Raw genomic sequence first — 21,779 nt, forward strand, 5'->3', positions numbered from 1 at the left:
GAGTACCCGATGCAAACGCAGATGCTGATCAATGGCCAACTGGTCGCCGGCCAAGGCCCGACCTGGACCGTGCTCGACCCGGCGCTGGGCACCGCCCTGGCGCAGATCAACGAAGCCAGCGAAGCCCAGGTGGACAGCGCCGTGCGTGCCGCTGACCATGCGTTCGACAGCTGGTCGCAAACCAGCCCCAAGGACCGCGCCCAGGCGTTGTTGAACCTGGCAGACGCCATTGAGGCGCATGGCGATGAACTGGCTCGGCTGGAATCGCAGAACTGCGGCAAACCCTTGAGTGCCGCGCGCAACGACGAAATTCCGGCGATTGCCGACGTGTTTCGTTTTTTCGCCGGTGCGGCGCGCTGCCTGGGCGGCTCGGCGGCAGGTGAATACCTGCCGGGCCACACGTCGATGATCCGTCGCGACCCCTTGGGCGTGGTGGCCTCGATTGCACCGTGGAACTACCCACTGATGATGCTGGCCTGGAAGATCGCCCCGGCCCTGGCGGCCGGCAACACGGTAGTGATCAAACCCTCCGAGCTGACCCCGTTGACCGCCTTGCGCCTGGGGGAACTGGCCAAGGACCTGCTGCCGGCCGGGGTGCTCAACATTCTGTTTGGCCGTGGCCAGACGGTCGGCAACCCACTGGTTACGCACCCCAAGGTCCGCATGGTGTCGCTGACAGGCTCGATCCCCACCGGCGCCCATATCATCAGCGCCACCGCCGACAGCGTGAAGCGCATGCACATGGAGCTGGGCGGCAAGGCGCCAGTCCTGGTGTTCGATGATGCCGACATCGATGCCGCGATCGAGGGTATTCGCACCTTCGGTTTCTACAACGCCGGCCAGGACTGCACGGCGGCTTGCCGCCTGTATGTGCAGGCCGGTATCTATGAGCGCTTCGTCGAGCGCCTGGGGGAAGCGGTAGCCAGCATCAAGCCCGGCCTGCAGGAGGCCGAGGGCACCGAGCTGGGGCCGCTGATCAGCGCCCAGCACCGCGACAAGGTCGCCGGCCTGGTACAGCGTGCCGTCGCCCAGCCGCACATTCGCCTGGTGACCGGTGGCAAGGCAATCGAAGGCGACGGGTACTTTTTCGAGCCGACGGTGCTGGCCGACGCCCTGCAGGATGATGAGATCGTGCGCAACGAAGTGTTCGGCCCGGTGGTGTCGGTAACCCGTTTCAGCGACGAAGCGCAGGCGCTGGAATGGGCCAACGACTCCAACTATGGCCTGGCCTCCTCGGTCTGGACCCGCGACACCGGCCGCGCCCACCGCCTGGCCGCACGCCTGCAATATGGCTGCACCTGGGTGAACACCCATTTCATGCTGGTCAGTGAAATGCCCCATGGCGGGCAGAAACACTCGGGGTATGGCAAGGACATGTCGATGTATGGGCTGGAGGACTACACCTGTGTGCGGCATGTGATGATCAAGCATTGATTATCATGCTCGGTCACGCTGGGTCCGCTCAACCGCGTTCAAGGTAGGAGCAACTGTCTTTCCCAAAATGTGAAAAGCCTGCGCGATTCATTGTGGGAGCGGGCTTGCTCGCGAAGCAGGCGACGCGGTGTCTGGCACCGGCTGCGCCGGTGTTCGCGGGCACGCCCGCTCCCACAAGGCCGCGCCTTCAGAATCAGTCGCGCAGATCCGACTCATGAATCGGGTTGGCCCGGCTGGTAGCGCGCTGGTACTGCGCCGGCCAGGTGGCCTTGTTACCGCCCAGGTCGTCGTCGGCATGCAGCGGCCAGTAAGGGTCGCGCAGCAGTTCGCGGGCAAGGAAGATGAGGTCGGCCTGGCCGGTACGCAGGATATGCTCGGCCTGCGCAGGTTCGGTGATCATGCCCACGGTGCCGGTGGCAATTTCAGACTCCTTGCGCACGCGCTCGGCGAAACGGGTCTGGTAGCCGGGGCCGGTGGGTATTTCGGCGTTGACCGAAGTGCCGCCAGAGGACACGTCGATCAAATCGACGCCCAGGTTACGCAGGCGCCGGGCCAGTTCGACGGTTTCATCCGGGTTCCAGCCGTCTTCCACCCAATCGGTTGCCGATACCCGCACGAACAGGGGCAATTCGGCAGGCCATACCTTACGCACCGCTTCCACCACCTGCAGGGTCAGGCGGATGCGGTTTTCGAAGCAACTGCCGTATTCGTCACGCCGCTGGTTGCTCAGCGGTGACAGGAACTGGTGCAGCAGGTAGCCATGGGCGGCGTGAACCTCGAGCACTTTGAAGCCGGCCTGCAACGCGCGCTCGGCCGAGGCAACGAAGGCACCGACCACCTCCTGGATGTCGCCCAAGGTCAGCTCGCGTGGCGTTGTATGTTGCGGGTCGAAGGCAATCTTCGAGGGCCCCACCGGCTGCCAGCCACCCTCCTCGGGTTTGACGCTACCGTGCTTGCCCAGCCAGGGGCGGTAGGTACTGGCCTTGCGCCCGGCGTGCGCCAGCTGGATGCCGGGCACGGCGCCCTGGGCGGTGATGAAGCGGGTGATGCGTTGCAGCGGGGCGATCTGTGCGTCCTCCCACAACCCAAGGTCTTCGGCGGTGATGCGGCCATCGGCGGTAACCGCCACGGCCTCGGTGATCACCAGGCCCGCGCCACCCACTGCGCGGCTGCCCAGGTGAACGAGGTGCCAGTCGTTGGCCAGGCCATCGGCTGCAGAATACTGGCACATCGGCGAAACGGCGATGCGGTTGGGCAACGTCAGTTGACGCAGGGTGTAAGGCTCGAGCAGCAGGCTCATGAGGGCACCTCCCAAGAACTCCAATGGTGATCCGGCCCGGACACTCAATAGCACGTCCCTGGCCTGGGTCCGGTCATACTTCAGACTAGACCAGAATGCCTGGGGGGAAGGTTCCATGGGATTTTGGGCAAGTTGTTTACAGACGCCTGTGGCTGGCCGCTCTTACAGGGTTGCGGTCAACGCGGTTCCATGTGGGCAATCATCAACTGCACACTTTCATTGCCCCGAAACTCGTTCACATCCAGCTTGTACGCCAACTCGACCCAGCGCACCGTCGGGTTCGGCCATACGTCGCGGTCGATGCCGAAGGCAATGCCATCCAGCCGCACCGAGCCACACTCGCTCTTCAGTACCACCTTCAAGTGCCGCTCGCCCACCACGCGCTGCTCCACCAACTGGAACACGCCATGAAACAGCGGCTCAGGGAAATGCTGGCCCCATGGCCCGGCATTGCGTAGCGCCTTGGCCAGATCGAGGTGGAATTCTTCCACCGCCAGGCTGCCGTCGGACAGCAGGCGCCCGGTCAGGTCGTCTTCACGCAGCTGGCGCCGTACCTCTTCGTCGAAGGCCTCGGCAAAGGCCGGGAAATTTGCCTCTGGCAACGACAAGCCAGCGGCCATGGCGTGGCCGCCGAACTTGCTGATCAATTGCGGGTGGCGCGCCGCCACGGCATCCAGCGCATCGCGAATATGGAACCCTGGCACAGAACGCGCCGAGCCCTTCAGCATGCCAGCGCCTGCATCGGCGAAGGCAATGGTCGGCCGGTGGTAACGCTCCTTCAGCCGCGACGCCAGAATACCGATCACGCCCTGGTGCCAGTCGGCATCGAACAGGCACAAGCCGTAAGGCATCGACTCGACCGGCAGGTCCTTGAGCTGGGCCAGCGCCTCGCGCTGCATGCCTTGCTCGATGGACTTGCGGTCCTGGTTCAGGTCATCCAGTTGCTGCGCCATGTCCTGGGCCAGCGCCGGGTCTTCGCACAGCAGGCATTCGATGCCCAGGCTCATGTCGTCCAGGCGCCCGGCTGCATTCAGGCGTGGGCCAAGAATGAAACCCAGGTCGGTGGAGGTGATGCGCCGGTGATCGCGGCGGGCCACCTCAAGAATGGCCTTCAAGCCCGGGCGGGCACGGCCGGCACGGATGCGCTCCAGGCCCTGGTGCACGAGGATGCGGTTGTTGGCATCCAGCGGCACCACATCGGCCACGCTGCCCAGGGCGACCAGGTCGAGCAGTTCACCGATGTTCGGCTGGGGTTGTGTCGCGTAGCGGCCCAGGCTGCGCAACCGCGCGCGCAGGGCCATCAGCACATAGAAGATGACACCGACCCCGGCCAGCGCCTTGCTCGGGAAGCTGCAACCCGGCTGGTTGGGGTTGATGATGGCGTCGGCATCGGGCAGTTGTTCGCCTGGCAAGTGATGGTCGGTCACCAGCACTTTCAGCCCAGCGGCCTTGGCAGCGGCCACCCCGTCGACGCTGGAAATGCCGTTGTCCACGGTAATCAGCAACTGCGGCTGGCGCTGCAGGGCAACTTCGACGATTTCCGGGGTCAGGCCGTAACCGTATTCAAAACGGTTGGGCACCAGGTAATCGACATGGGCTGCCCCCAACAAACGCAAGCCCAGCACCCCAACCGTACTTGCGGTGGCACCGTCGGCGTCGAAGTCGCCGACAATGAGAATGCGCTGGCGCTGGTCTATGGCAGCGACCAGCAGGTCGACGCCGGCCTCGATGCCCTTGAGCTGCTGGTAGGGCAGCAGCCGCGCAAGGCTTTTGTCCAGTTCGGCCTCGCTTTGCACGCCGCGTGCGGCATACAAACGGGTTAGCAAGGGTGGCAGGTTACCCAGAAAAGGCAGGGTCGCAGGCAGGGGGCGAGGTTCGATACGCATGGGTTGCTTCAGCCACGCTCACCCAGTAGCCACTGCAGTTGCACTTCGTGCTGGCCACGGTCGTCGGTAACGAAGACCGTACCTTCGCTGATCATCACATCCCACTTGATGGCGCGCGGCATGTCGGCGGCCAGGGTTTCCAGCACCTCCTGCGGCACTGCGGCGATGTTCAGGTTCTTGAGGTTCTTGACCGCGCTGACCACCTTGCCTTCCCACACACGCAGGCTGCCATAGGCCAGCAGGCTGGTGCGTTCGGTGCGCCGCGAGCACCAGGTCAGGCGCTCGGCATCGGGTTGGCCCACTTCGATCCAGTGCAGCACGCGGTCGTCCAGGCTCTTTTCCCACAGTGCCGGCTCATCTACATCCGACAGGCCACGGCCGAACGACAGGTTCTCGTTGTACCAGAGCGCGTAGGCCAACAACCGCACCGCCATGCGCTCTTCGGTTTCCGAAGGGTGGCGCGCGATGGTCTGCTTGACGCTTTGGTAGACGTTACGGTCAAGATCGGTGAGATTCAGTTCGAACTTGTAGGTGGTGGACGGCTGGGCCATGGTCGACGGGCTTCGTGCAAAAGAAAAGTCGCACAGTCTAACCCATCCGCACTCGCCATGCGCCGCAGCAGTACCCGGCGCAACCGCCGTGTGATAAAACCACCGCTCTGCCCAACTGCCACGGATGCCCCATGTCGACGCCCAGCAAACCCCTCGCCGGCCTCAAAGTTGTCGAACTCGGCACACTGATCGCCGGGCCATTCGCCTCGCGCATCTGCGCCGAATTCGGTGCCGAGGTGGTCAAGGTCGAGTCGCCCGATGGCGGCGACCCGCTGCGCAAGTGGCGCAAGCTGTACGAAGGCACCTCCCTGTGGTGGTTCGTGCAGGCGCGCAACAAGCAGTCGCTGACCCTCAACCTGAAGCACCCTGAAGGCCGCGAGGTATTGCAAAGGCTGCTGGCCGACGCCGACATCCTGATCGAGAACTTCCGCCCGGGCGTGCTCGAAAAGCTTGGCCTGGGCTGGGATGTGCTGCATGCGCTCAACCCTGGGCTGGTCATGGTGCGCCTGTCGGGCTTTGGCCAGACCGGGCCAATGAAGGACCAACCAGGTTTTGGTGCCGTAGGCGAGTCGATGGGCGGCCTGCGCTACATCACCGGCTTCGACGACCGGCCACCGGTGCGCACCGGCATTTCGATCGGCGACTCGATCGCCGCCTTGTGGGGCGTTATCGGTGCGCTGATGGCGCTGCGCCACAGGGAGGTCAACGGCGGCCAGGGCCAGGTGGTGGACGTAGCGCTGTACGAAGCCATCTTCGCCATGATGGAAAGCATGGTCCCGGAATTCGATGTATTCGGTTTTATCCGTGAACGCACCGGCAACATCATGCCCGGCATTACCCCCTCCTCCATCCACACCAGCGCCGACGGCAAGCATGTACAGATCGGCGCCAACGGCGATGCAATCTTCAAGCGCTTCATGCAGGCCATCGGGCGTGCCGACCTGGCTGACGACCCAAGCCTGGCCAGCAACGATGGCCGCGACCTTCGCCGGGATGAACTGTACGGGGTGATCGACCGCTGGGCCAACAGCCTGCCGCTGGAAACGCTGATGCAGGTGCTGACCGCCGCCGAGGTCCCGGCCAGCCGGATCTACTCCGCCGAGGACATGTTCAGCGACCCGCAGTACCTGGCTCGGGAAATGTTCCTCCAGGCCAAGCTGCCCGACGGCAAGCCATTCAAGATGCCTGGCATCGTGCCCAAGCTGTCGGAAACCCCAGGTTCCAGCGAATGGGTGGGCCCGGCCCTTGGCGAGCACACCGAGGCACTGCTGGCCAGCCTTGGCTATGACGCGGCGGCGATCGCCAGCCTGCGCGCCGCAGGCACGGTCTGAACCAGGCGCAGCCCGGCCGCATGCGCGCCGCCCGCCGCCTACGCCCGCTGGTCCTGCTTTGCGGGCTGATGGCCGCATTGCTGCTGCACCCTGCCAGTGCCAAGGAACGCCTGTTCTGGCTGGTGCGTGACCTGCCGCCATTCACCATTTTCGACGGCCCGGAGCAAGGCCGAGGGGTAATCGACCAACTGCTGCCCCTGTTGATTGCGCAGATGCCCGAGTACGACCACACCATCCAGCGCGTCAACCGTGCCCGCGGAATCCAGATGCTGCAGGACCGCAACACCTTCAGCTGCGACCCGACGCTGCTGTTGACACCCCAACGTGAGGAATATGTGCAGTTCTCCCTGCCCTCCCTGGGCGTGCTCAGTGGCGGCCTGGTGGGCCGCAAGGAAAGCCAGGCACTGGTGGCCCCCTATCTGCAGGGCCAGCAGGTAGACCTGCATGGCCTGCTGAGCAAAACCGCACTGAAACTCGGGGTGGTTGCCGAACGCAGTTATGGCCTGCAGATCGACAGCATTTTGCGCCAGCTGCCAGACACTGTGCTCAGGCGCCATTACGGTAACGAAGCCACCGCCAACCTGCTGCAGATGCAGCAGTTGGGGCGCCTGCGCCTGGTGCTCGGCTACTGGCCTGAGGTGCGTTACCTGATCCAGCAGCAAGGCGCCGCGCTGGCCGATTATCAGTTTTATCCAGTGCAGGGGGTGGAGCGCTACCAGTTTCTGCACGTGGGGTGCTCGGACAGCGAACTGGGGCGCGCTGCAGTGGCGCATATCGACCAGTTGCTGCTTGCGTTGCGACGGGACGTGCTGCCTGGGCTGTATGCCCACTGGCTGGATCCGGTCTCACGCAGAAACTACCTGGAAGAAAGCAAGCGTTTCTTCGAAGCCCATTAAACGCCTACACCGGCTATCGCCGGCGAGCCAGCTCCCAGAGAAAAATGCATAACTTATTGATTTAGCGGGGACTGTGCGGGAGCGGGCATGCCCGCGAAAAATCCAGCGCGGTGGCTGGCACCGGCTACGCCGGTGTTCGCGGGCACGCCCGCTCCCACACAGGCCGCGTCGCGCTTACGAATTGAGTCAGCGGCGCGACAGGGCCGGTTGAGAACCCAGAAAAAAGAAACCCCGGGCGCTGGGGAAGGACGCCCGGGGTCAAGCGAAAGCCCTTGAGGACTTCCCGTGGCAGCTTTGCCAGCGCCGGAGCAAAGCGCTGGCTGGCTGCCCCTACTGTGTCAGATGAATCCTTTAGGCAAAGGTTCCCTGCGGTTGCTGGCGTTGTTGCAGCGCAGCGATCACGCAAGGCTGCAGCCGCCCCTCGGCTATCTGCAGGTCACGGTGCAAACCATCCACCAGGTCGATCAACAGGCGGTGTTCCTGTAACTGGCGCTCACTGACAGTGCGCTGCAAGGTCACCCCCGTGAGGCCGCCTTGAACCGTGAGCTGGCGATTACCGTTGGCATCGGCAACGCCGAGGTGGGTCTGATAAGGGCTCAGTGCATCGTTGAGCAGGCTGCAGATTCTTTCCATCCGGTTCACTCGCTGCGTGGTGGGATATAGAGCAACTGACCCGCGGGCACAGCGGAAAGTTCGCCTTGCTATGGCCGTTGTCGATGCCGCGCCTGCAGCGACTGCAGGGCGCGCTGCAGGCGCGGCATCGACAACGGCCAGGGCAGCTCGGCGAGTACCCACAGGCCTTGCTTGCGCGCCTCTTGGGCCAGGTCGAAACGCTGCGGCGCAGGCTGGCCGACGAACAACAGGGCACGGGCCTGGGCCAGCCGTGCGAGCAGGGCACGGCCGGCCCTGGTTGGCACGGCATGGTCGAGAATCAGCAGGTCTGGGCGGCGTTCGGCGCCAAGGCGGGCATCCAGTTCAGCGGTGGTCGCGCTGATGCGCACAGCGAACACGCCTTGCGCGTTGAGGGCCTGGTGCAGCAGGATCTGGTGCGATGGGCGTGCCTGATGAATCAACACGACGGTCTGGTGCATGAGCCGCTCCTGATGGGAGGACCGGCTAATTTAGGCGCTGGTGAATGCCGCCTGAATAGGATGATTCTGATTAAGCTGCGGGAACTGGCTATACCGCGTCAGCTGAAGCCAACGCGGTTGCCTGCAGGAGCGGCCTTGTATCGCGACGGGGCTGCGCAGCAGCCCCAGGCACACCCGTTACAATGGCTTGCCACGGTTGCCATGCTGGCTGACAAAGCCCTGTACCGCTTTCAGGTCATTGGCCAGCACCGTGCAACGCTCCTCACGGCTGAACAGGTCGCTGAGGTGCGCCGGCAGCTCGAGTGCCTTGCCCACACCGGCCTTTTCTACCGCTTCAGGGAACTTGACCGGGTGCGCGGTACCCAGCACAACCATCGGCGTGTCCAGGTTGCGGCGGCACTCACGGGCGGCCTTGACGCCGATCGCGGTGTGCGGGTCGAGGACCTCGCCAGTGGCAGCGAACACCTCGGCGATGGTCTCGCAGGTCTGCTCGTCGCTGACGGCCAACGAATCGAACAGCTTGCGGGCTTCGGTCCAGCGGTCCTGCTCGACGCTGAAGCCGCCACCCTGCTTGAAGTTGGCCATCAGTTCGGCAATTGCGCCACCGTTGCGGCCGTGCAGGTCGAACAGCAGGCGCTCGAAGTTGGACGACACCATGATGTCCATCGACGGCGACAAGGTGGCGTGCAGGGTTTCCTTGACGTACTGGTTGCCGCTCATGAAGCGGTGCAGGATGTCGTTGCGGTTGGTGGCCACGATCAGCTGGCTGACCGGCAGGCCCATGTTGCGCGCCAGGTAGCCGGCAAAAATGTCGCCAAAGTTGCCGGTCGGCACCGAGAACGCCACGGAACGCGACGGCCCACCCAACTGCAGGGCGGCATGGAAGTAGTAGACGATCTGGGCCATGATGCGCGCCCAGTTGATCGAGTTCACGGCCACCAGGCGGGTGCCCTTGAGGAACGACTGGTCGGCGAAGCTGGCCTTGACCATTTCCTGGCAATCGTCGAAGTTGCCTTCGATGGCGATGTTGTGGATGTTGTCACCGAAAATGGTGGTCATCTGCCGGCGCTGTACTTCCGACACGCGCTGGTGCGGGTGCAGGATGAAGATGTCGACGTTGTCGCAACGGCGGCAGCCTTCGATGGCCGCGGAGCCGGTGTCACCACTGGTGGCGCCGATGATCACCACGCGCTCGTTGCGCTTGGCCAGCACGTGGTCGAGCAGGCGCCCGAGCAGTTGCAAGGCAAAGTCCTTGAACGCCAGGGTTGGGCCGTGGAACAGCTCGAGTACCCATTCGTTGCTGTTCAGCTGGCGCAGCGGGGCCACCGCTGCGTGGGCGAACTCGCCGTAGGTTTCTTCGAGGATCTTCTTGAAGTCGGCGTCGGCGATGCTGCCTTCAACGAACGGGCGCATGACCCGGAAGGCCAGTTCGTGGTACGGCAGGCCGGCCCACGAAGCGATTTCTTCCTGGGTGAAACGTGGCAGGTTTTCCGGCACATACAGGCCGCCGTCACTGGCCAGGCCAGCCAGCAGCACGTCTTCGAAATTCAGGGCCGGTGCCTGGCCGCGGGTACTGATATAGCGCATGGGTGCAAACCTTTGATTTGAGCGGCAAGCTGCGAGCGGCAAGCTACAAGAAAAGCCGACTGGCCTTGCCCTTGCGCTCTGCATCTCGCTGTTCCCGCGAATTTACTCTGTTCGAAGCCTCAAAACTGCACTGCCTTCACTTGCACCTTGCAGCTTGAGGCTTGCCGCTTAATTGAGCTGCTCGACGCGAATGCGCACAACCTTGCCGACCACGTCCTGCAGGGCTTCCAGGGCGACGATGGCATCATTGATGCGCTGCTCGACCACGCCGTGGGTGACCAGGATCATCGGTACCAGGCCGTCCTGTTCCTCGGCTTCCTTCTGCATGATCGACTCGATGTTGATACCACGCTCGGAAAGGATGCTGGCCACCTGGGCCAGCACGCCTGGGTGATCCTTGGCCTGGATACGCAGGTAGTAGGCGCTCTCGCAGGCTTCGATCGGCAGGATCGGGTGGGCCGACAGCGAATCGGGCTGGAAGGCCAGGTGCGGTACGCGGTTTTCCGGGTCGGAGGTCATGGCACGGACCACGTCGACCAGGTCGCCAACCACCGACGAGGCGGTTGGCTCCATGCCGGCACCGGCACCGTAGTACAGGGTCGAACCGGCGGCGTCACCGTTGACCATCACGGCGTTCATCACGCCGTTGACGTTGGCGATCAGGCGGTCGGCGGGGATCAAGGTCGGGTGCACGCGCAACTCGATGCCTTCAGCAGTGCGCCGGGCCACGCCCAGGTGCTTGATGCGGTAGCCGAGGGCCTCGGCGTAGTTCACGTCAGCGGTGGTCAGCTGGGTGATGCCTTCGGTGTAGGCCTTGTCGAACTGCAGCGGAATGCCGAACGCGATGGAGGCGAGGATGGTCAGCTTGTGCGCAGCATCGATGCCTTCGACGTCGAAGGTAGGGTCGGCTTCGGCGTAGCCCAGCGCCTGGGCTTCGGCCAGCACATCGGGGAAGGCCCGGCCCTTCTCGCGCATTTCGGTGAGGATGAAGTTGCCGGTACCGTTGATGATGCCGGCCAGCCAGTTGATGCGGTTGGCTGACAGGCCTTCACGGATGGCCTTGATCACCGGAATGCCGCCGGCCACGGCCGCTTCGAAGGCGACGATCACGCCTTTTTCGCGGGCCTTGGCAAAGATTTCGTTGCCGTGCACGGCGATCAGCGCCTTGTTGGCGGTGACCACGTGCTTGCCGTTCTCGATGGCCTTGAGCACCAGGTCGCGGGCGATGGTGTAGCCGCCGATCAGCTCGATGACGATGTCGATCTCGGGGTTGCTCGCAACGTCGAACACATCAGCGGTAATGGGGGTACCGGTAATCTGGCAGTTCGGGTTCTGCGAGCGCATGGCGATCTGTGCCACTTCAATACCGCGCCCGGCACGACGGGCAATCTCCTCGGCGTTGCGCTGAAGTACATTGAAGGTTCCGCCACCGACGGTCCCCAACCCACAGATGCCTACTTTGACCGGTTTCACTGTGAACTCCCCATTGAACGGCCGGCACCTTGCCGACCGTGAAACATGCCGTCACCCCATGACGACGGCGTACTGAATTGGATTACTTGGCCAGTGCCAGCTTGGCGACCTGTGGCGCCGGCTGGTAGCCCGGAATGACCTGGCCGCTTTCCAGCACGATGGCCGGCGTGCCGTTGACACCGATCGACTGGCCCAGCTGGAACTGCTTGCCGACCGGGTTGGCGCACTTGGCCGCCTTGATTTCCTCGCCTTCGACCATTTTGTCCATCGCCGCGCGGCGGTCGCTGGAGCACCACACCGCCTGCAACTGCTGGTCACCCGGCGAACCGAGGCCCTGGCGCGGGAAGGCGACATAGCGCACTTCGATACCGCGGCGGTTCAGTTCAGGCACTTCGGCGTGCAGCTTGTGGCAGTACGGGCAGGTGGTGTCGGTAAAGACGGTGATATGCGACTTGGTTTCGCCCTTGGCAGGATAAACCACCATCTCGGCGGCTGGAATGCCGTTGATGAGCTTGGCCACGCCTTGGCGTTCGGTTTTTTCGGTAAGGTTGACCGGCTTGCCGTTCTGGATCTGGAACAGATAACCCTGCATCACGAACTGGCCATCGGCGCTGGCGTAGAGCACCCGGCCGCCCTGCAGCTTGACTTCGTACAGGCCGTTCAGCGGGCTGCTGGCCACGCTTTCCACGGGTACTTCCAGCTCGAGGTTTTGCAGTGATTTACGGATGGCCTGCTCGGCACCGGCATTGCTGTCGGTTGCCGCGGCAAGCGCAAAGGTACTGGCCAGCGCCAACGCGGCGGCGGCGAAAAACTGGGTCACGCGCATGGGAACTCCTGAAGGCGGACAGGGACCGGAGGGCGCCACCGGCGAAAAAGAGCGGTGAGCGTGCGGCCCTTGGTGCAAACCGCCCAAGCCTACCACATCACGCTGCTGGTGAAGGGCCTGGCAAGGACCGGTCGGCGGAACATGAAAAACATTCATCCACGCGGGTGGTGCTGGGCGTGCAACTGTTGCAGGCGAGCCTTGGCCACATGGGTGTAGATCTGCGTGGTCGACAAGTCGCTGTGGCCCAGCAGCATCTGCACCACGCGCAGGTCGGCGCCATGGTTGAGCAAATGGGTGGCAAAGGCATGGCGCAGCGTATGCGGGGACAGCGGCTTGTCGATACCGGCCACGCGGGCATGGTGCTTGATGCGGTGCCAGAAGGTCTGGCGGGTCATTTGCTCGCCGCGAAGGCTGGGGAACAGTACATCACTGGGGCGACCATTGAGCAGTTCGGCACGGCCACCGCGCAGGTAGCGCTCCAGCCATACCACGGCTTCTTCGCCCATGGGAACCAGGCGCTCTTTGCTGCCTTTGCCCATGACCCGCAGCACGCCCTGGCGCAGGTTGACCTGGTCGAGGGCCAGGCTGACCAGTTCGGTGACGCGCAGACCACAGGCGTACAGCACTTCGAGCATGGCGCGATCACGCTGGCCGATGGCCTCGCCCAGGTCCGGGGCCTGCAGCAGGGCTTCGACGTCCGCTTCGGACAGCGACTTGGGTAAAGGCTTGCCCAGTTGCGGCATGTCGACCTGCAAGGTCGGGTCGATGGCCACCAGCTTTTCCCGCAACAGGTAACGGAAGAAGCCGCGCAGGCCGGAGATGAAACGTGCCGTGGAACGCGGCTTGTAGCCCTGCTCCAGGCGCCAGGCCAGGTGGTCGAGGATCAGGTCGCGGCCAGCGTCGGGCAGCGCCACGGAGCGCTCATGCAGCCAGCCGTTGAACAGGGCCAGGTCACTGCGGTAGGACACGCGGGTGTTGTCGGACAGGCCTTTCTCGAGCCACAGGGCGTCGAGGAACTGGTCGATCAGGGGGTGGTCTAGGGCGGGCATTCAGGGCTGCTGAGTGTTGGAGATGGGGCTAGTGTTTCACAGCAGCCTGGGGGTTGTCTGTACCGGCCTCTTCGCGGGCACGCCCGCTCCCACAGGGCCTGCACAGGCTTTGAATGCTTTGCATGGCTTGTAGAAGCGAGCGCGCAGGCGAAAGGGCCAGTGCAGAAGAACTCAGGCCTGGGGCAAAACCGGCACCGGGCGCTTGTCCTCGTCGATGGCGACAAAGCTGAACACCCCATGGATTGCACGCTCACGGCCGTCCAGGTACATGTTTTCTACGAACACATCCACTTGCACCTGCAAACTGGTGTTGCCGACCTTGATCACCGTGCCCACCAACTCGACGATCGAGCCCGCCGGGATCGGGTGCTTGAAGTCGATGCGGTCGGTGGACACGGTCACCAGCGGCAGGCGGCAGAAGCGCGTGGCAGCGATGAACGACACCTCGTCCATCCAGGCCAGCGCAGTACCGCCGAACAGGGTGTTGTGGTGGTTGGTGGTGTTGGGGAACACCGCCTTGGTCACGCGGGTAACCGACAGTTCGGTGCGGCGCTGAATTTCCTGGTCTCGGGTAGTCATCGCAATTCGATCTTCTGAAGGTTGAAAAAGCAAAAAAGCAGCCCGAAGGCTGCTTTTCTCTCGCTAGGCGGCCTCGGCCACCAGGCAAACTGTACTCAGGACAGTTTTTCCTTGATGCGAGCGGCTTTGCCGGACAGGTCGCGCAGGTAGTACAGCTTGGCTTTACGCACGTCACCACGACGTTTCACCGCCAGGCTGTCGATTTGCGGGCTGTAGGTCTGGAAGGTACGCTCTACGCCAACGCCGCTGGAGATCTTGCGCACGGTGAAGGCGCTGTTCAGACCGCGGTTACGCTTGGCGATAACGACGCCTTCGAACGCCTGCAGACGGGAACGCTCACCTTCCTTCACTTTAACCTGAACGACAACGGTGTCGCCTGGTGCGAAGGTCGGGATTTCCTTGCTCATCTGCTCGGCTTCGAGCTGCTGGATGATCTTGTTGGTCATGCTGTGCTCCTAAGATGGATACGCGATCCACCATCGATACGTTTAACTATCGTCCCGCTCGCGGAGATATTCCTCGAGCAGCTTCTTCTCTTCTCCAGAAAGCGAGCGACTTTCCAGAAGATCGGCGCGTCGTTCGAAGGTCCTACCAAGGGACTGCTTCATCCTCCAACGCCGGATGTGTGCATGGTTGCCACTTAGCAACACGTCGGGAACACGCTGATCCGCATACACCTCAGGCCGGGTGTAGTGCGGGCAATCAAGCAGACCGTCGGTAAAGGAATCCTCTTCCGCCGAGTCCACATGCCCTAAAGCTCCGGGCAGCAGCCGCGTAACCGCATCGATCAGTACCATGGCCGGCAGCTCGCCACCGGAAAGCACATAGTCACCAATCGACCACTCCTCATCGACATGAGCCTCGATAAAGCGCTCGTCGATGCCCTCATAACGACCGGCGATCAGGATCAACGACTCCTGTTCGGCCAGGCCTTTGACCGCTTGCTGAGTCAGCTTGCGGCCTTGTGGCGAAAGGTAGATCACCTTCGCCGCAGCTCCGGTTGCCTGCCTGGCGCTAACCAGTGCATCTTCCAGAGGCTTGATTTTCATCACCATGCCCGGACCACCGCCAAACGGCCGATCATCTACCGTGTGGTGACGATCTGTGGTGTAGTCCCGCGGGTTCCAGCAAGTCACCTGAAGCAACCCTTGTTTCACCGCGCGGCTGGTAATGCCGTACTCCGTGATGGCCGAGAACATCTCGGGGAACAACGTGATGACATCTACGCGAAGGTTACCCATCGTTTAGAAATCCGCGTCCCACTCAACCCGCATCGTGCCTGCTTCCAGGTCGATTGCCAGCACGCATTGCTCCGTATAGGGCAACAGCCGCTCGCGATCATCCAGGCTGCCCGCACAGGGCTTGACCACCATTACATCGTTCGCGCCAGTCTCCAACAGGTGATCGACCTTGCCGAACAGGTGTTCGTCCTGGTTGATGACCTTCAGACCCACCAACTGGTACCAGTAGTACTCGTCGGCAGCCAGGTTGGGCAAAAGGCTCCGCGCAATGCAGATTTCGTAACCGCTCAGAAGCCGGGCTTCATCACGATCATCGAGGCCTTTCAGTTTCACGACCAGGCCCTTTTGGGAGCCACGACCGCTGACCAGCTCGACCTGCTTTACCTTGCCTTCGTGCCGAAGCGTCCAGCGCGGATAATCCAACAGGTTTTCAATCGGATCGGTAAAGGAATACACCTTCACCTCGCCGCGAACGCCGTGAACCGAAAAAATCTTGCCAACGACGATGAGGTCGTCAGCCTTTTCTGGCGTCGCGTTCATACGTTTCAGGCAGCGGCCTTGGCAGCGTCCTTCAGCAGCTGAGCAACGCGCTCAGACGGCTGTGCGCCCTGGCTCAGCCAGTAGGTGACGCGCTCTTGGTTGACCGACAGCTTGACTTCGGCGCCCGATGCGATCGGGTTGAAGAAGCCAACGCGCTCAACGAAACGGCCGTCACGGGCGTTACGCGAGTTGGTCACGGTCAGGTGGTAGAATGGGCGCTTTTTCGAGCCGCCACGGGCCAGACGAATGGTTACCATGTGAACATCGTTCCTATAGTCGGTGTTGCAGTTTTTACTGCAAATCTGAATGCCAAATAGGCACACGGGTGCCCAAAAGGCCGCATATTCTCGGGGAATACACGGACATTTGCAAATGACTTTTTCGGCAAGGCACCGCCCCGCCGTCCAGATTTGCCGGTTGCGCCGCGAAATTCGCGGCCGTTGCCCCGCCGTGGCGGGGGTTCTGGGTGCCTGCCCGACGAAAGGCAGGCACTCGGAATACGTGTTACAGCTTGGGCATGCCGCCGCCCGGGAGCATACCGCCCAGGCCGCGCATCATCTTGGCCATGCCGCCCTTGGCAGAGAACTTCTTCATCATCTTCTGCATCTGCTTGTGCTGCTTGATCAGCCGGCCGATGTCCTGCACCTGGGTACCGGAACCCAGGGCGATACGGCGCTTGCGCGAACCGCTGATCAGGTCAGGGTCGCGGCGCTCGGCCGGGGTCATGGAGTTGATGATCGCTTCCATCTGCTTGAACTGCTTCTCGGCCGCGCCCTGGGCGTTGCCCATCTGCGACAGGTTGACCCCGCCGATGCTCGGCAGCTTGTCCATCAGGCCACCCAGGCCGCCCATGTTCTTCATTTGCTGCAGCTGGTCGCGGAAGTCTTCGAGGTCGAAGCCCTTGCCCTTCTTCAGCTTCTTGGCGAGCTTGTCGGCCTTGGCCTTGTCGATGGTCTGCTCGGCCTGCTCGATCAGGCTGAGCACATCGCCCATGCCCAGGATGCGCGAGGCCACGCGGTCGGGGTGGAACGGCTCGAGAGCCTCGGTTTTTTCACCCATACCGATGAACTTGATCGGCTTGCCGGTAATGGCACGCACCGACAGCGCAGCACCGCCACGGGCGTCACCGTCGACCTTGGTCAATACCACGCCGGTCAGCGGCAGCGCCTCGCCAAAGGCCTTGGCGGTGTTGGCGGCGTCCTGGCCGGTCATGGCGTCGACCACGAACAGGGTTTCGATCGGCTTGACCGCAGCGTGCAGCGCCTTGATCTCGGCCATCATGTCGGCATCGATGTGCAGGCGGCCGGCGGTGTCGACGATGACCACGTCGATGAACTTGAGCTTGGCTTCGCGGATGGCCGCTTCGGCAATGGCCACCGGCTTCTGGCTGATGTCGGACGGGAAGAAGGTGACACCGATGTCGTTGGCCAGGGTTTCCAGCTGCTTGATCGCCGCCGGGCGATAGACGTCGGCGGACACCACCATCACGCTCTTTTTCTTGCGCTCCTTGAGGAAGCGCGCCAGCTTGCCAGCGGTGGTGGTCTTGCCGGCGCCCTGCAAGCCGGCCATCAGTACCACGGCAGGCGGGGCGGCATTGAGCGCAAGGTCTTCGTTGGCCGCGCCCATGAGGCTTTCCAGCTCGGCCTGCACGATCTTGACGAACGCCTGGCCCGGAGTGAGGCTGCGCGACACTTCGGTGCCGACCGCACGATCCTTGACGCTGCTGACGAAATCCTTGACCACCGGCAGGGCGACGTCGGCCTCGAGCAGGGCCATGCGCACTTCGCGCAGCGTGTCCTTGATGTTGTCTTCAGTCAGCTTGGCCTTGCCGGTGACGTGGCGCAGCGTCTGTGACAGGCGGTCGGTCAGGTTTTCGAACATGGTGATCCTTTCAGGCCCAGTAAAAGCCGAGGTTTGTCAGGCGCCTGCAGGGAAAAACATACCCGCCAGGCACAGCAAGGCGGCGATTATAGCGAAGTGCGGCGGCGGCGCCCACCTTGGCTTCCGAGCGGCAAGCGGCAAGCGGCAAGCTACAAGCGGCAAGCTACAAGCTACAAGCTACAAGCTACAAGCTACAAGCTACAAGCTACAAGCTACAAGCTACAAGCTAAAAGCTAAAAGCTAAAAGCTAAAAGCTAAAAGCTAAAAGCTAAAAGCTAAAAGCTAAAAGCTACAAGCAAGAGCCGATGCGCGGGATGGCTGCTTTTTCTTGAAGCTTGCCGCTTGAAGCTTGCCGCTTAAAGCCCCCGCTTCAGGCTTGCAGCTTCCAGCTTGCAGCTCACTATGCCAAACTCCGTCTCTTTAAGGCTCGCCAATCAGGACTTATGTTCTCCTCACCCAGCCTCATCCCCAACCTGATCGCCGCCGGCCTTTATATAGCAGCGGCCATCTACCAGGGCTCATACCTCGCCCAGGGCCGCAAGGCCGACAAGCGCCTGCTCGGCCTGCTCGGTGCCGTTGCGGTGCTGGCCCAGGCCGGCGCACTGTTCTTCCAGTTGATCACCCCACTGGGCCTGAGCCTGGACTTCTTCAGCGCAGCCAGCCTGATTGCCGTGGCAGTGATTGCCCTGACCCTGCTCGCCTGCCTGCGCATACCGGTGGAAAACCTGCTGGTGCTGCTGTTCCCGCTGGGCGCGGTAACGGCCTTGCTGGCGCAGTTCGCGCCACCCGGCACGGTGCCACTGATCGACGAGGAGCCGGGCATTCTTGCGCACATCCTGTTGTCGATCCTGGCCTATGGGCTGTTCACCATTGCCGTGTTCCAGTCGCTGCTGCTGCTGCTGCAGGACCGCCAGCTGAAGAACAAGCACCCGTCCGGGCTGATCCGCAACTTCCCGCCGCTGCAAACCATGGAAAGCCTGTTGTTCGGCTTCCTCTGGGCCGGCTGGTGCCTGCTGTCGCTGTCGCTGATCTCCGGCTGGCTGTTCCTCGAAAACCTGTTCGCCCAGCACCTGGTGCACAAAACCTTGCTGGCCTGCGTTGCCTGGGTCGTATTCAGCGTGCTGCTGTGGGGGCGAACCCGCCTGGGTTGGCGCGGCCACAAGGCCATTCGCTGGACGCTGGCCGGTTTCTGCCTGCTGATGCTGGCCTATTTCGGCAGCAAGCTGGTTCGCGAATTCATTCTGCATATCTGACGGCCACCCATGGACACCCTGCCGTACGCACCGCTACTGGTCACGCTGGCATTGGCGCTGCTCTGGGCAGCGCTGTTCACTGCTGTGGACGTTGCGCGCCTGCAACTGGCTGGCGCGCTACGCAGTGGCGATGATGGCCAGCCAGCGTTGCCCGCCCAGGCGCTGGTGCTGTGCGCCAGCCTCGGCAAACTGCTGGTCCTGGGCCTGGCGTGCCTGGTCGGGCAGCGCTACGACGGCGAACACGGTTTCTGGCTGGCCGGGCTGGCCGCTGCCGCGGCCTTGCTGGTGTTTGCCGAGTTCCTGCCGCGGCGCCTGGCGCGGCGCAACCCGCAAGCACTGGCCAGCCTGGGCGTAAGCCTGCTGAAAGCGCCGCTCACGCTGCTGCAGCCGTTCGCCTGCCTGCTCGACGGCTGCGCCAAACTGATCTTGCGCCCGTTCCGCGCGCAACCAGCGGCAGTGCCCCTGCACCCGCAGGAAGATGACGACCCGGATGAAGACGAGCGCCACGAAGCGCCCCGCCACGGCCTGCTCGACGGCCTGCAGGCGCTGGACAAGGTCACCGTCAACGACATCCTGGTGCCGCGCAGCGAAGTGGACGGCATCAACCTCGACGAGCCGATCGAGCGCATCATCGAACAGCTGATCGTCAGCCGCCACACCCGCCTGCCGGTGTACCACAACGACATCAACCAGGTGGAGGCGATCCTCAACACCAAGCTGATCAGCCATTTGCTGCCCAAGGCCGAGTTGACCCTGGAGGCGCTGCACGGGGCCTGCTACGAGCCGTATTTCGTGCCCGAAAGCACACCGCTGCAAATGCAACTGCTGAACTTCCACAAACAGCAACGGCGCCTGGGTGTGGTGGTGGACGAGTATGGCGAAGTGCTGGGTATCGTCACCCTGGAAGACATTCTCGAAGAAATCGTCGGCGAGTTCGAAGACGAACAGAGCCTGGAAAACCCGCACGTGCATCCGCAGCCCGATGGCACATTCGTCATCGATGGCACTGCCTCCCTGCGTGAAATCAACCGCAGCCTGGGCTGGCACCTGCCCTGCGACGGCGGGCCGAAAACCCTGAACGGCCTGGTGACCGAAGCACTGGAAAGCATTCCCGAAAGTGCCGTTTGCCTGAAGATCGGCCGCTATCGCCTGGAGATCCTCGAAACCGAGGACAATTGTGCCAGCAAGGTACTGGTGTGGACCCTGGCGCGCTAGCTATACTCGCCCCACGCTTACCCAGCCCCGCCGCCACGCCTGCTACCCGCACCCGGCGTTTCACGGCCAGTCCGCCCCACTGACACGCCCCGCGGTCCTGCTTCCACACCCTGAACAGTGCCCGCCCCCGCCCCTATCCCCCTTGGGCTATCGTCAGTCGGGCGCACACAACAACAAAACGCTCCGGCGCCCGCGCCGCCGTGCCTGCCTCTGCAGCGCACCCGTCGTGGACCAAGCCCACGGAGCCGGACCAGACTGTTAGGGACCTACTTAATGACAAGCAGCACCTATGCCCAAGCCCCTGCGGCGCCGGTCAACTCGCCCGCGCGGGTAGCCACTGCCAGTTTCATTGGCACCGCCATCGAGTTCTACGACTTCTACGTTTACGCCACGGCCGCCGCCCTGGTCATCGGGCCGGTGTTTTTCCCCTCCGGCTCGGGCACCGCACAGATGCTGGCGGCCTTCCTGACCTTTGGCATTGCGTTTCTTGCCCGGCCGCTGGGCTCGGCACTGTTCGGCCATTTTGGTGACCGCATCGGCCGTAAATCGACCCTGGTCGCCTCGTTGCTGCTGATGGGTGTGTCCACCACGGCCATCGGCGTGCTGCCAGGCTATGACAGCATCGGTGTATGGGCACCGATCATCCTCTGCCTGCTGCGCTTTGGCCAAGGCCTGGGCTTGGGCGGCGAATGGGGCGGCGCGGCACTGCTGGCCACCGAAAACGCCCCGGAGGGCAAGCGCGCCTGGTTCGGCATGTTCCCGCAATTGGGGCCATCGATCGGCTTCCTGGCGGCCAACGGCCTGTTCCTGACCTTGGCCCTGACCCTGAGCGACGAGCAGTTCCGTGAATGGGGCTGGCGTATCCCGTTCCTGCTCAGCGCCGCCCTGGTGCTGGTAGGCCTTTATGTGCGCCTGAAGCTGGAGGAAAGCCCCGTGTTCGCCAAGGCTGTTGCCCGCCATGAGCGGGTGAAAATGCCGGTGGTCGACCTGTTCGCCAGGCACTGGCGCCCTACCCTGCTGGGCGCTGCCGCCATGGTGGTGTGCTATGCGCTGTTCTATATCTCCACCGTGTTCTCGCTGAGCTACGGTGTGACCACGCTGGGGTACAGCCGGGAGACGTTCCTCGGCCTGCTGTGCTTTGCCGTGGTATTCATGGCGCTGGCGACGCCGCTGTCGGCCTGGCTCAGCGACCGCTACGGGCGCAAGCCAGTGCTGATCGTCGGCGGCCTGCTGGCGGTGGCGTCGGGCTTTACCATGGAGCCTTTGCTGACCTCGGGCTCTACCGCCGGCGTGGCACTGTTCCTGGCCATCGAGCTGTTCCTGATGGGCGTGACCTTTGCACCGATGGGGGCTTTGCTACCGGAGCTGTTCCCAACCCATGTGCGATACACCGGCGCTTCGGCGGCGTATAACCTGGGTGGGATTGTCGGCGCCTCGGCGGCCCCGTTCTTCGCCCAGAAGCTGGTGAGCATGGGCGGTTTGAGCTGGGTGGGGGGCTATGTGTCGGCAGCCGCAGTGATCAGCTTGATCGCTGTGCTGTGCCTGAAAGAGACCCGCAATACACAGCTGTGAGTCTCAAGCTACAAGCTACAAGCTACAAGCTGCAAGCTACAAGCGACGCGCATTCTCTTGCAGCTTGCAGCTTG

Annotated in this window: 21 protein-coding genes; 6 read left to right on the forward strand and 15 right to left on the reverse strand. The window is 63.1% G+C overall.

The window, feature by feature from the left end; genetic code table 11:
• The first annotated feature begins 9 nt into the window (after positions 1 to 9).
• A complete protein-coding gene (locus QME24_RS09365) occupies positions 10 to 1,434 on the forward strand; it encodes a gamma-aminobutyraldehyde dehydrogenase (protein ID WP_009683458.1) in 1,425 nt (474 codons plus the stop codon).
• Positions 1,435 to 1,627: 193 nt separating this feature from the next.
• Here QME24_RS09365 and QME24_RS09370 read toward each other — a convergent pair whose 3' ends face one another.
• The 3 genes from QME24_RS09370 to QME24_RS09380 form a co-directional block, all read right to left on the reverse strand.
• Positions 1,628 to 2,734: an NADH:flavin oxidoreductase/NADH oxidase gene (locus tag QME24_RS09370; protein WP_029886739.1), complete on the reverse strand. Its 1,107-nt coding sequence runs from the start codon at positions 2,732 to 2,734 to the stop codon at positions 1,628 to 1,630.
• Between the two features lie 176 nt (positions 2,735 to 2,910).
• Positions 2,911 to 4,620, reverse strand: a complete 1,710-nt coding sequence (recJ, locus tag QME24_RS09375) for a single-stranded-DNA-specific exonuclease RecJ (protein WP_029886738.1) — start codon at positions 4,618 to 4,620, stop codon at positions 2,911 to 2,913.
• An 8-nt stretch (positions 4,621 to 4,628) separates the two neighbouring features.
• Positions 4,629 to 5,171, reverse strand: a complete 543-nt coding sequence (locus tag QME24_RS09380; RefSeq protein ID WP_009683453.1) for a YaeQ family protein — start codon at positions 5,169 to 5,171, stop codon at positions 4,629 to 4,631.
• Positions 5,172 to 5,302: 131 nt separating this feature from the next.
• Between QME24_RS09380 and QME24_RS09385 the strand changes: the two genes are divergently transcribed.
• Positions 5,303 to 6,502, forward strand: a complete 1,200-nt coding sequence (locus QME24_RS09385) for a CaiB/BaiF CoA-transferase family protein (RefSeq protein WP_009683452.1) — start codon at positions 5,303 to 5,305, stop codon at positions 6,500 to 6,502.
• Positions 6,503 to 6,522: 20 nt separating this feature from the next.
• On the forward strand, positions 6,523 to 7,398 hold the full coding sequence (locus QME24_RS09390) for a TIGR02285 family protein (protein ID WP_281690825.1): 876 nt from the start codon (positions 6,523 to 6,525) through the stop codon (positions 7,396 to 7,398).
• A 351-nt stretch (positions 7,399 to 7,749) separates the two neighbouring features.
• Here the strand turns inward: QME24_RS09390 and QME24_RS09395 are convergent, their stop codons facing one another.
• From QME24_RS09395 to ffh, 12 genes are all read right to left on the reverse strand, one after another.
• Positions 7,750 to 8,031 carry a DUF3509 domain-containing protein gene (locus tag QME24_RS09395; protein ID WP_009683450.1) on the reverse strand — a complete coding sequence of 94 codons (282 nt, stop codon included), beginning with the start codon at positions 8,029 to 8,031 and terminating at the stop codon, positions 7,750 to 7,752.
• Between the two features lie 68 nt (positions 8,032 to 8,099).
• Positions 8,100 to 8,489, reverse strand: a complete 390-nt coding sequence (locus QME24_RS09400; protein WP_064314733.1) for a response regulator — start codon at positions 8,487 to 8,489, stop codon at positions 8,100 to 8,102.
• Between the two features lie 177 nt (positions 8,490 to 8,666).
• On the reverse strand, positions 8,667 to 10,076 hold the full coding sequence (thrC, locus tag QME24_RS09405; protein WP_009683448.1) for a threonine synthase: 1,410 nt from the start codon (positions 10,074 to 10,076) through the stop codon (positions 8,667 to 8,669).
• A 168-nt stretch (positions 10,077 to 10,244) separates the two neighbouring features.
• Positions 10,245 to 11,549, reverse strand: coding sequence for a homoserine dehydrogenase (locus tag QME24_RS09410; protein WP_009683447.1), 1,305 nt, complete (start codon positions 11,547 to 11,549; stop codon positions 10,245 to 10,247).
• Between the two features lie 82 nt (positions 11,550 to 11,631).
• A complete protein-coding gene (locus tag QME24_RS09415) occupies positions 11,632 to 12,375 on the reverse strand; it encodes a DsbC family protein (protein ID WP_029888038.1) in 744 nt (247 codons plus the stop codon).
• A gap of 152 nt (positions 12,376 to 12,527) precedes the next feature.
• A complete protein-coding gene (gene xerD, locus QME24_RS09420; protein ID WP_029888037.1) occupies positions 12,528 to 13,424 on the reverse strand; it encodes a site-specific tyrosine recombinase XerD in 897 nt (298 codons plus the stop codon).
• A gap of 171 nt (positions 13,425 to 13,595) precedes the next feature.
• Positions 13,596 to 14,003, reverse strand: a complete 408-nt coding sequence (locus tag QME24_RS09425; protein WP_009683444.1) for an acyl-CoA thioesterase — start codon at positions 14,001 to 14,003, stop codon at positions 13,596 to 13,598.
• A 95-nt stretch (positions 14,004 to 14,098) separates the two neighbouring features.
• Positions 14,099 to 14,449, reverse strand: a complete 351-nt coding sequence (gene rplS, locus QME24_RS09430) for a 50S ribosomal protein L19 (protein ID WP_003252148.1) — start codon at positions 14,447 to 14,449, stop codon at positions 14,099 to 14,101.
• A gap of 42 nt (positions 14,450 to 14,491) precedes the next feature.
• On the reverse strand, positions 14,492 to 15,244 hold the full coding sequence (gene trmD, locus QME24_RS09435) for a tRNA (guanosine(37)-N1)-methyltransferase TrmD (protein WP_003252146.1): 753 nt from the start codon (positions 15,242 to 15,244) through the stop codon (positions 14,492 to 14,494).
• Between the two features lie 3 nt (positions 15,245 to 15,247).
• Positions 15,248 to 15,784: a ribosome maturation factor RimM gene (gene rimM / locus QME24_RS09440; protein ID WP_009683442.1), complete on the reverse strand. Its 537-nt coding sequence runs from the start codon at positions 15,782 to 15,784 to the stop codon at positions 15,248 to 15,250.
• A gap of 5 nt (positions 15,785 to 15,789) precedes the next feature.
• Positions 15,790 to 16,041, reverse strand: a complete 252-nt coding sequence (rpsP, locus tag QME24_RS09445) for a 30S ribosomal protein S16 (protein ID WP_008094480.1) — start codon at positions 16,039 to 16,041, stop codon at positions 15,790 to 15,792.
• 247 nt (positions 16,042 to 16,288) lie between these two features.
• On the reverse strand, positions 16,289 to 17,665 hold the full coding sequence (gene ffh / locus QME24_RS09450; RefSeq protein WP_029888036.1) for a signal recognition particle protein: 1,377 nt from the start codon (positions 17,663 to 17,665) through the stop codon (positions 16,289 to 16,291).
• 443 nt (positions 17,666 to 18,108) lie between these two features.
• On the opposite strand from ffh, the gene QME24_RS09455 reads away from it, so the two are divergent.
• The 3 genes from QME24_RS09455 to QME24_RS09465 all read left to right on the forward strand — a co-directional run bounded on the left by QME24_RS09455 (position 18,109) and on the right by QME24_RS09465 (position 21,705).
• Positions 18,109 to 18,918, forward strand: a complete 810-nt coding sequence (locus tag QME24_RS09455) for an inner membrane protein YpjD (protein WP_009683440.1) — start codon at positions 18,109 to 18,111, stop codon at positions 18,916 to 18,918.
• A gap of 9 nt (positions 18,919 to 18,927) precedes the next feature.
• Positions 18,928 to 20,133: a transporter associated domain-containing protein gene (locus QME24_RS09460; RefSeq protein ID WP_009683439.1), complete on the forward strand. Its 1,206-nt coding sequence runs from the start codon at positions 18,928 to 18,930 to the stop codon at positions 20,131 to 20,133.
• Positions 20,134 to 20,406: 273 nt separating this feature from the next.
• Complete coding sequence (locus QME24_RS09465) at positions 20,407 to 21,705, forward strand: MFS transporter (RefSeq protein ID WP_029885505.1); 1,299 nt, start codon at positions 20,407 to 20,409, stop codon at positions 21,703 to 21,705.
• The last annotated feature ends 74 nt before the right edge of the window (positions 21,706 to 21,779 follow it).

Origin of the sequence: Pseudomonas sp. PARCl1, assembly GCF_947311875.1 — a bacterium.
Classification (GTDB): Bacteria; Pseudomonadota; Gammaproteobacteria; order Pseudomonadales; family Pseudomonadaceae; genus Aquipseudomonas; species Aquipseudomonas juntendi.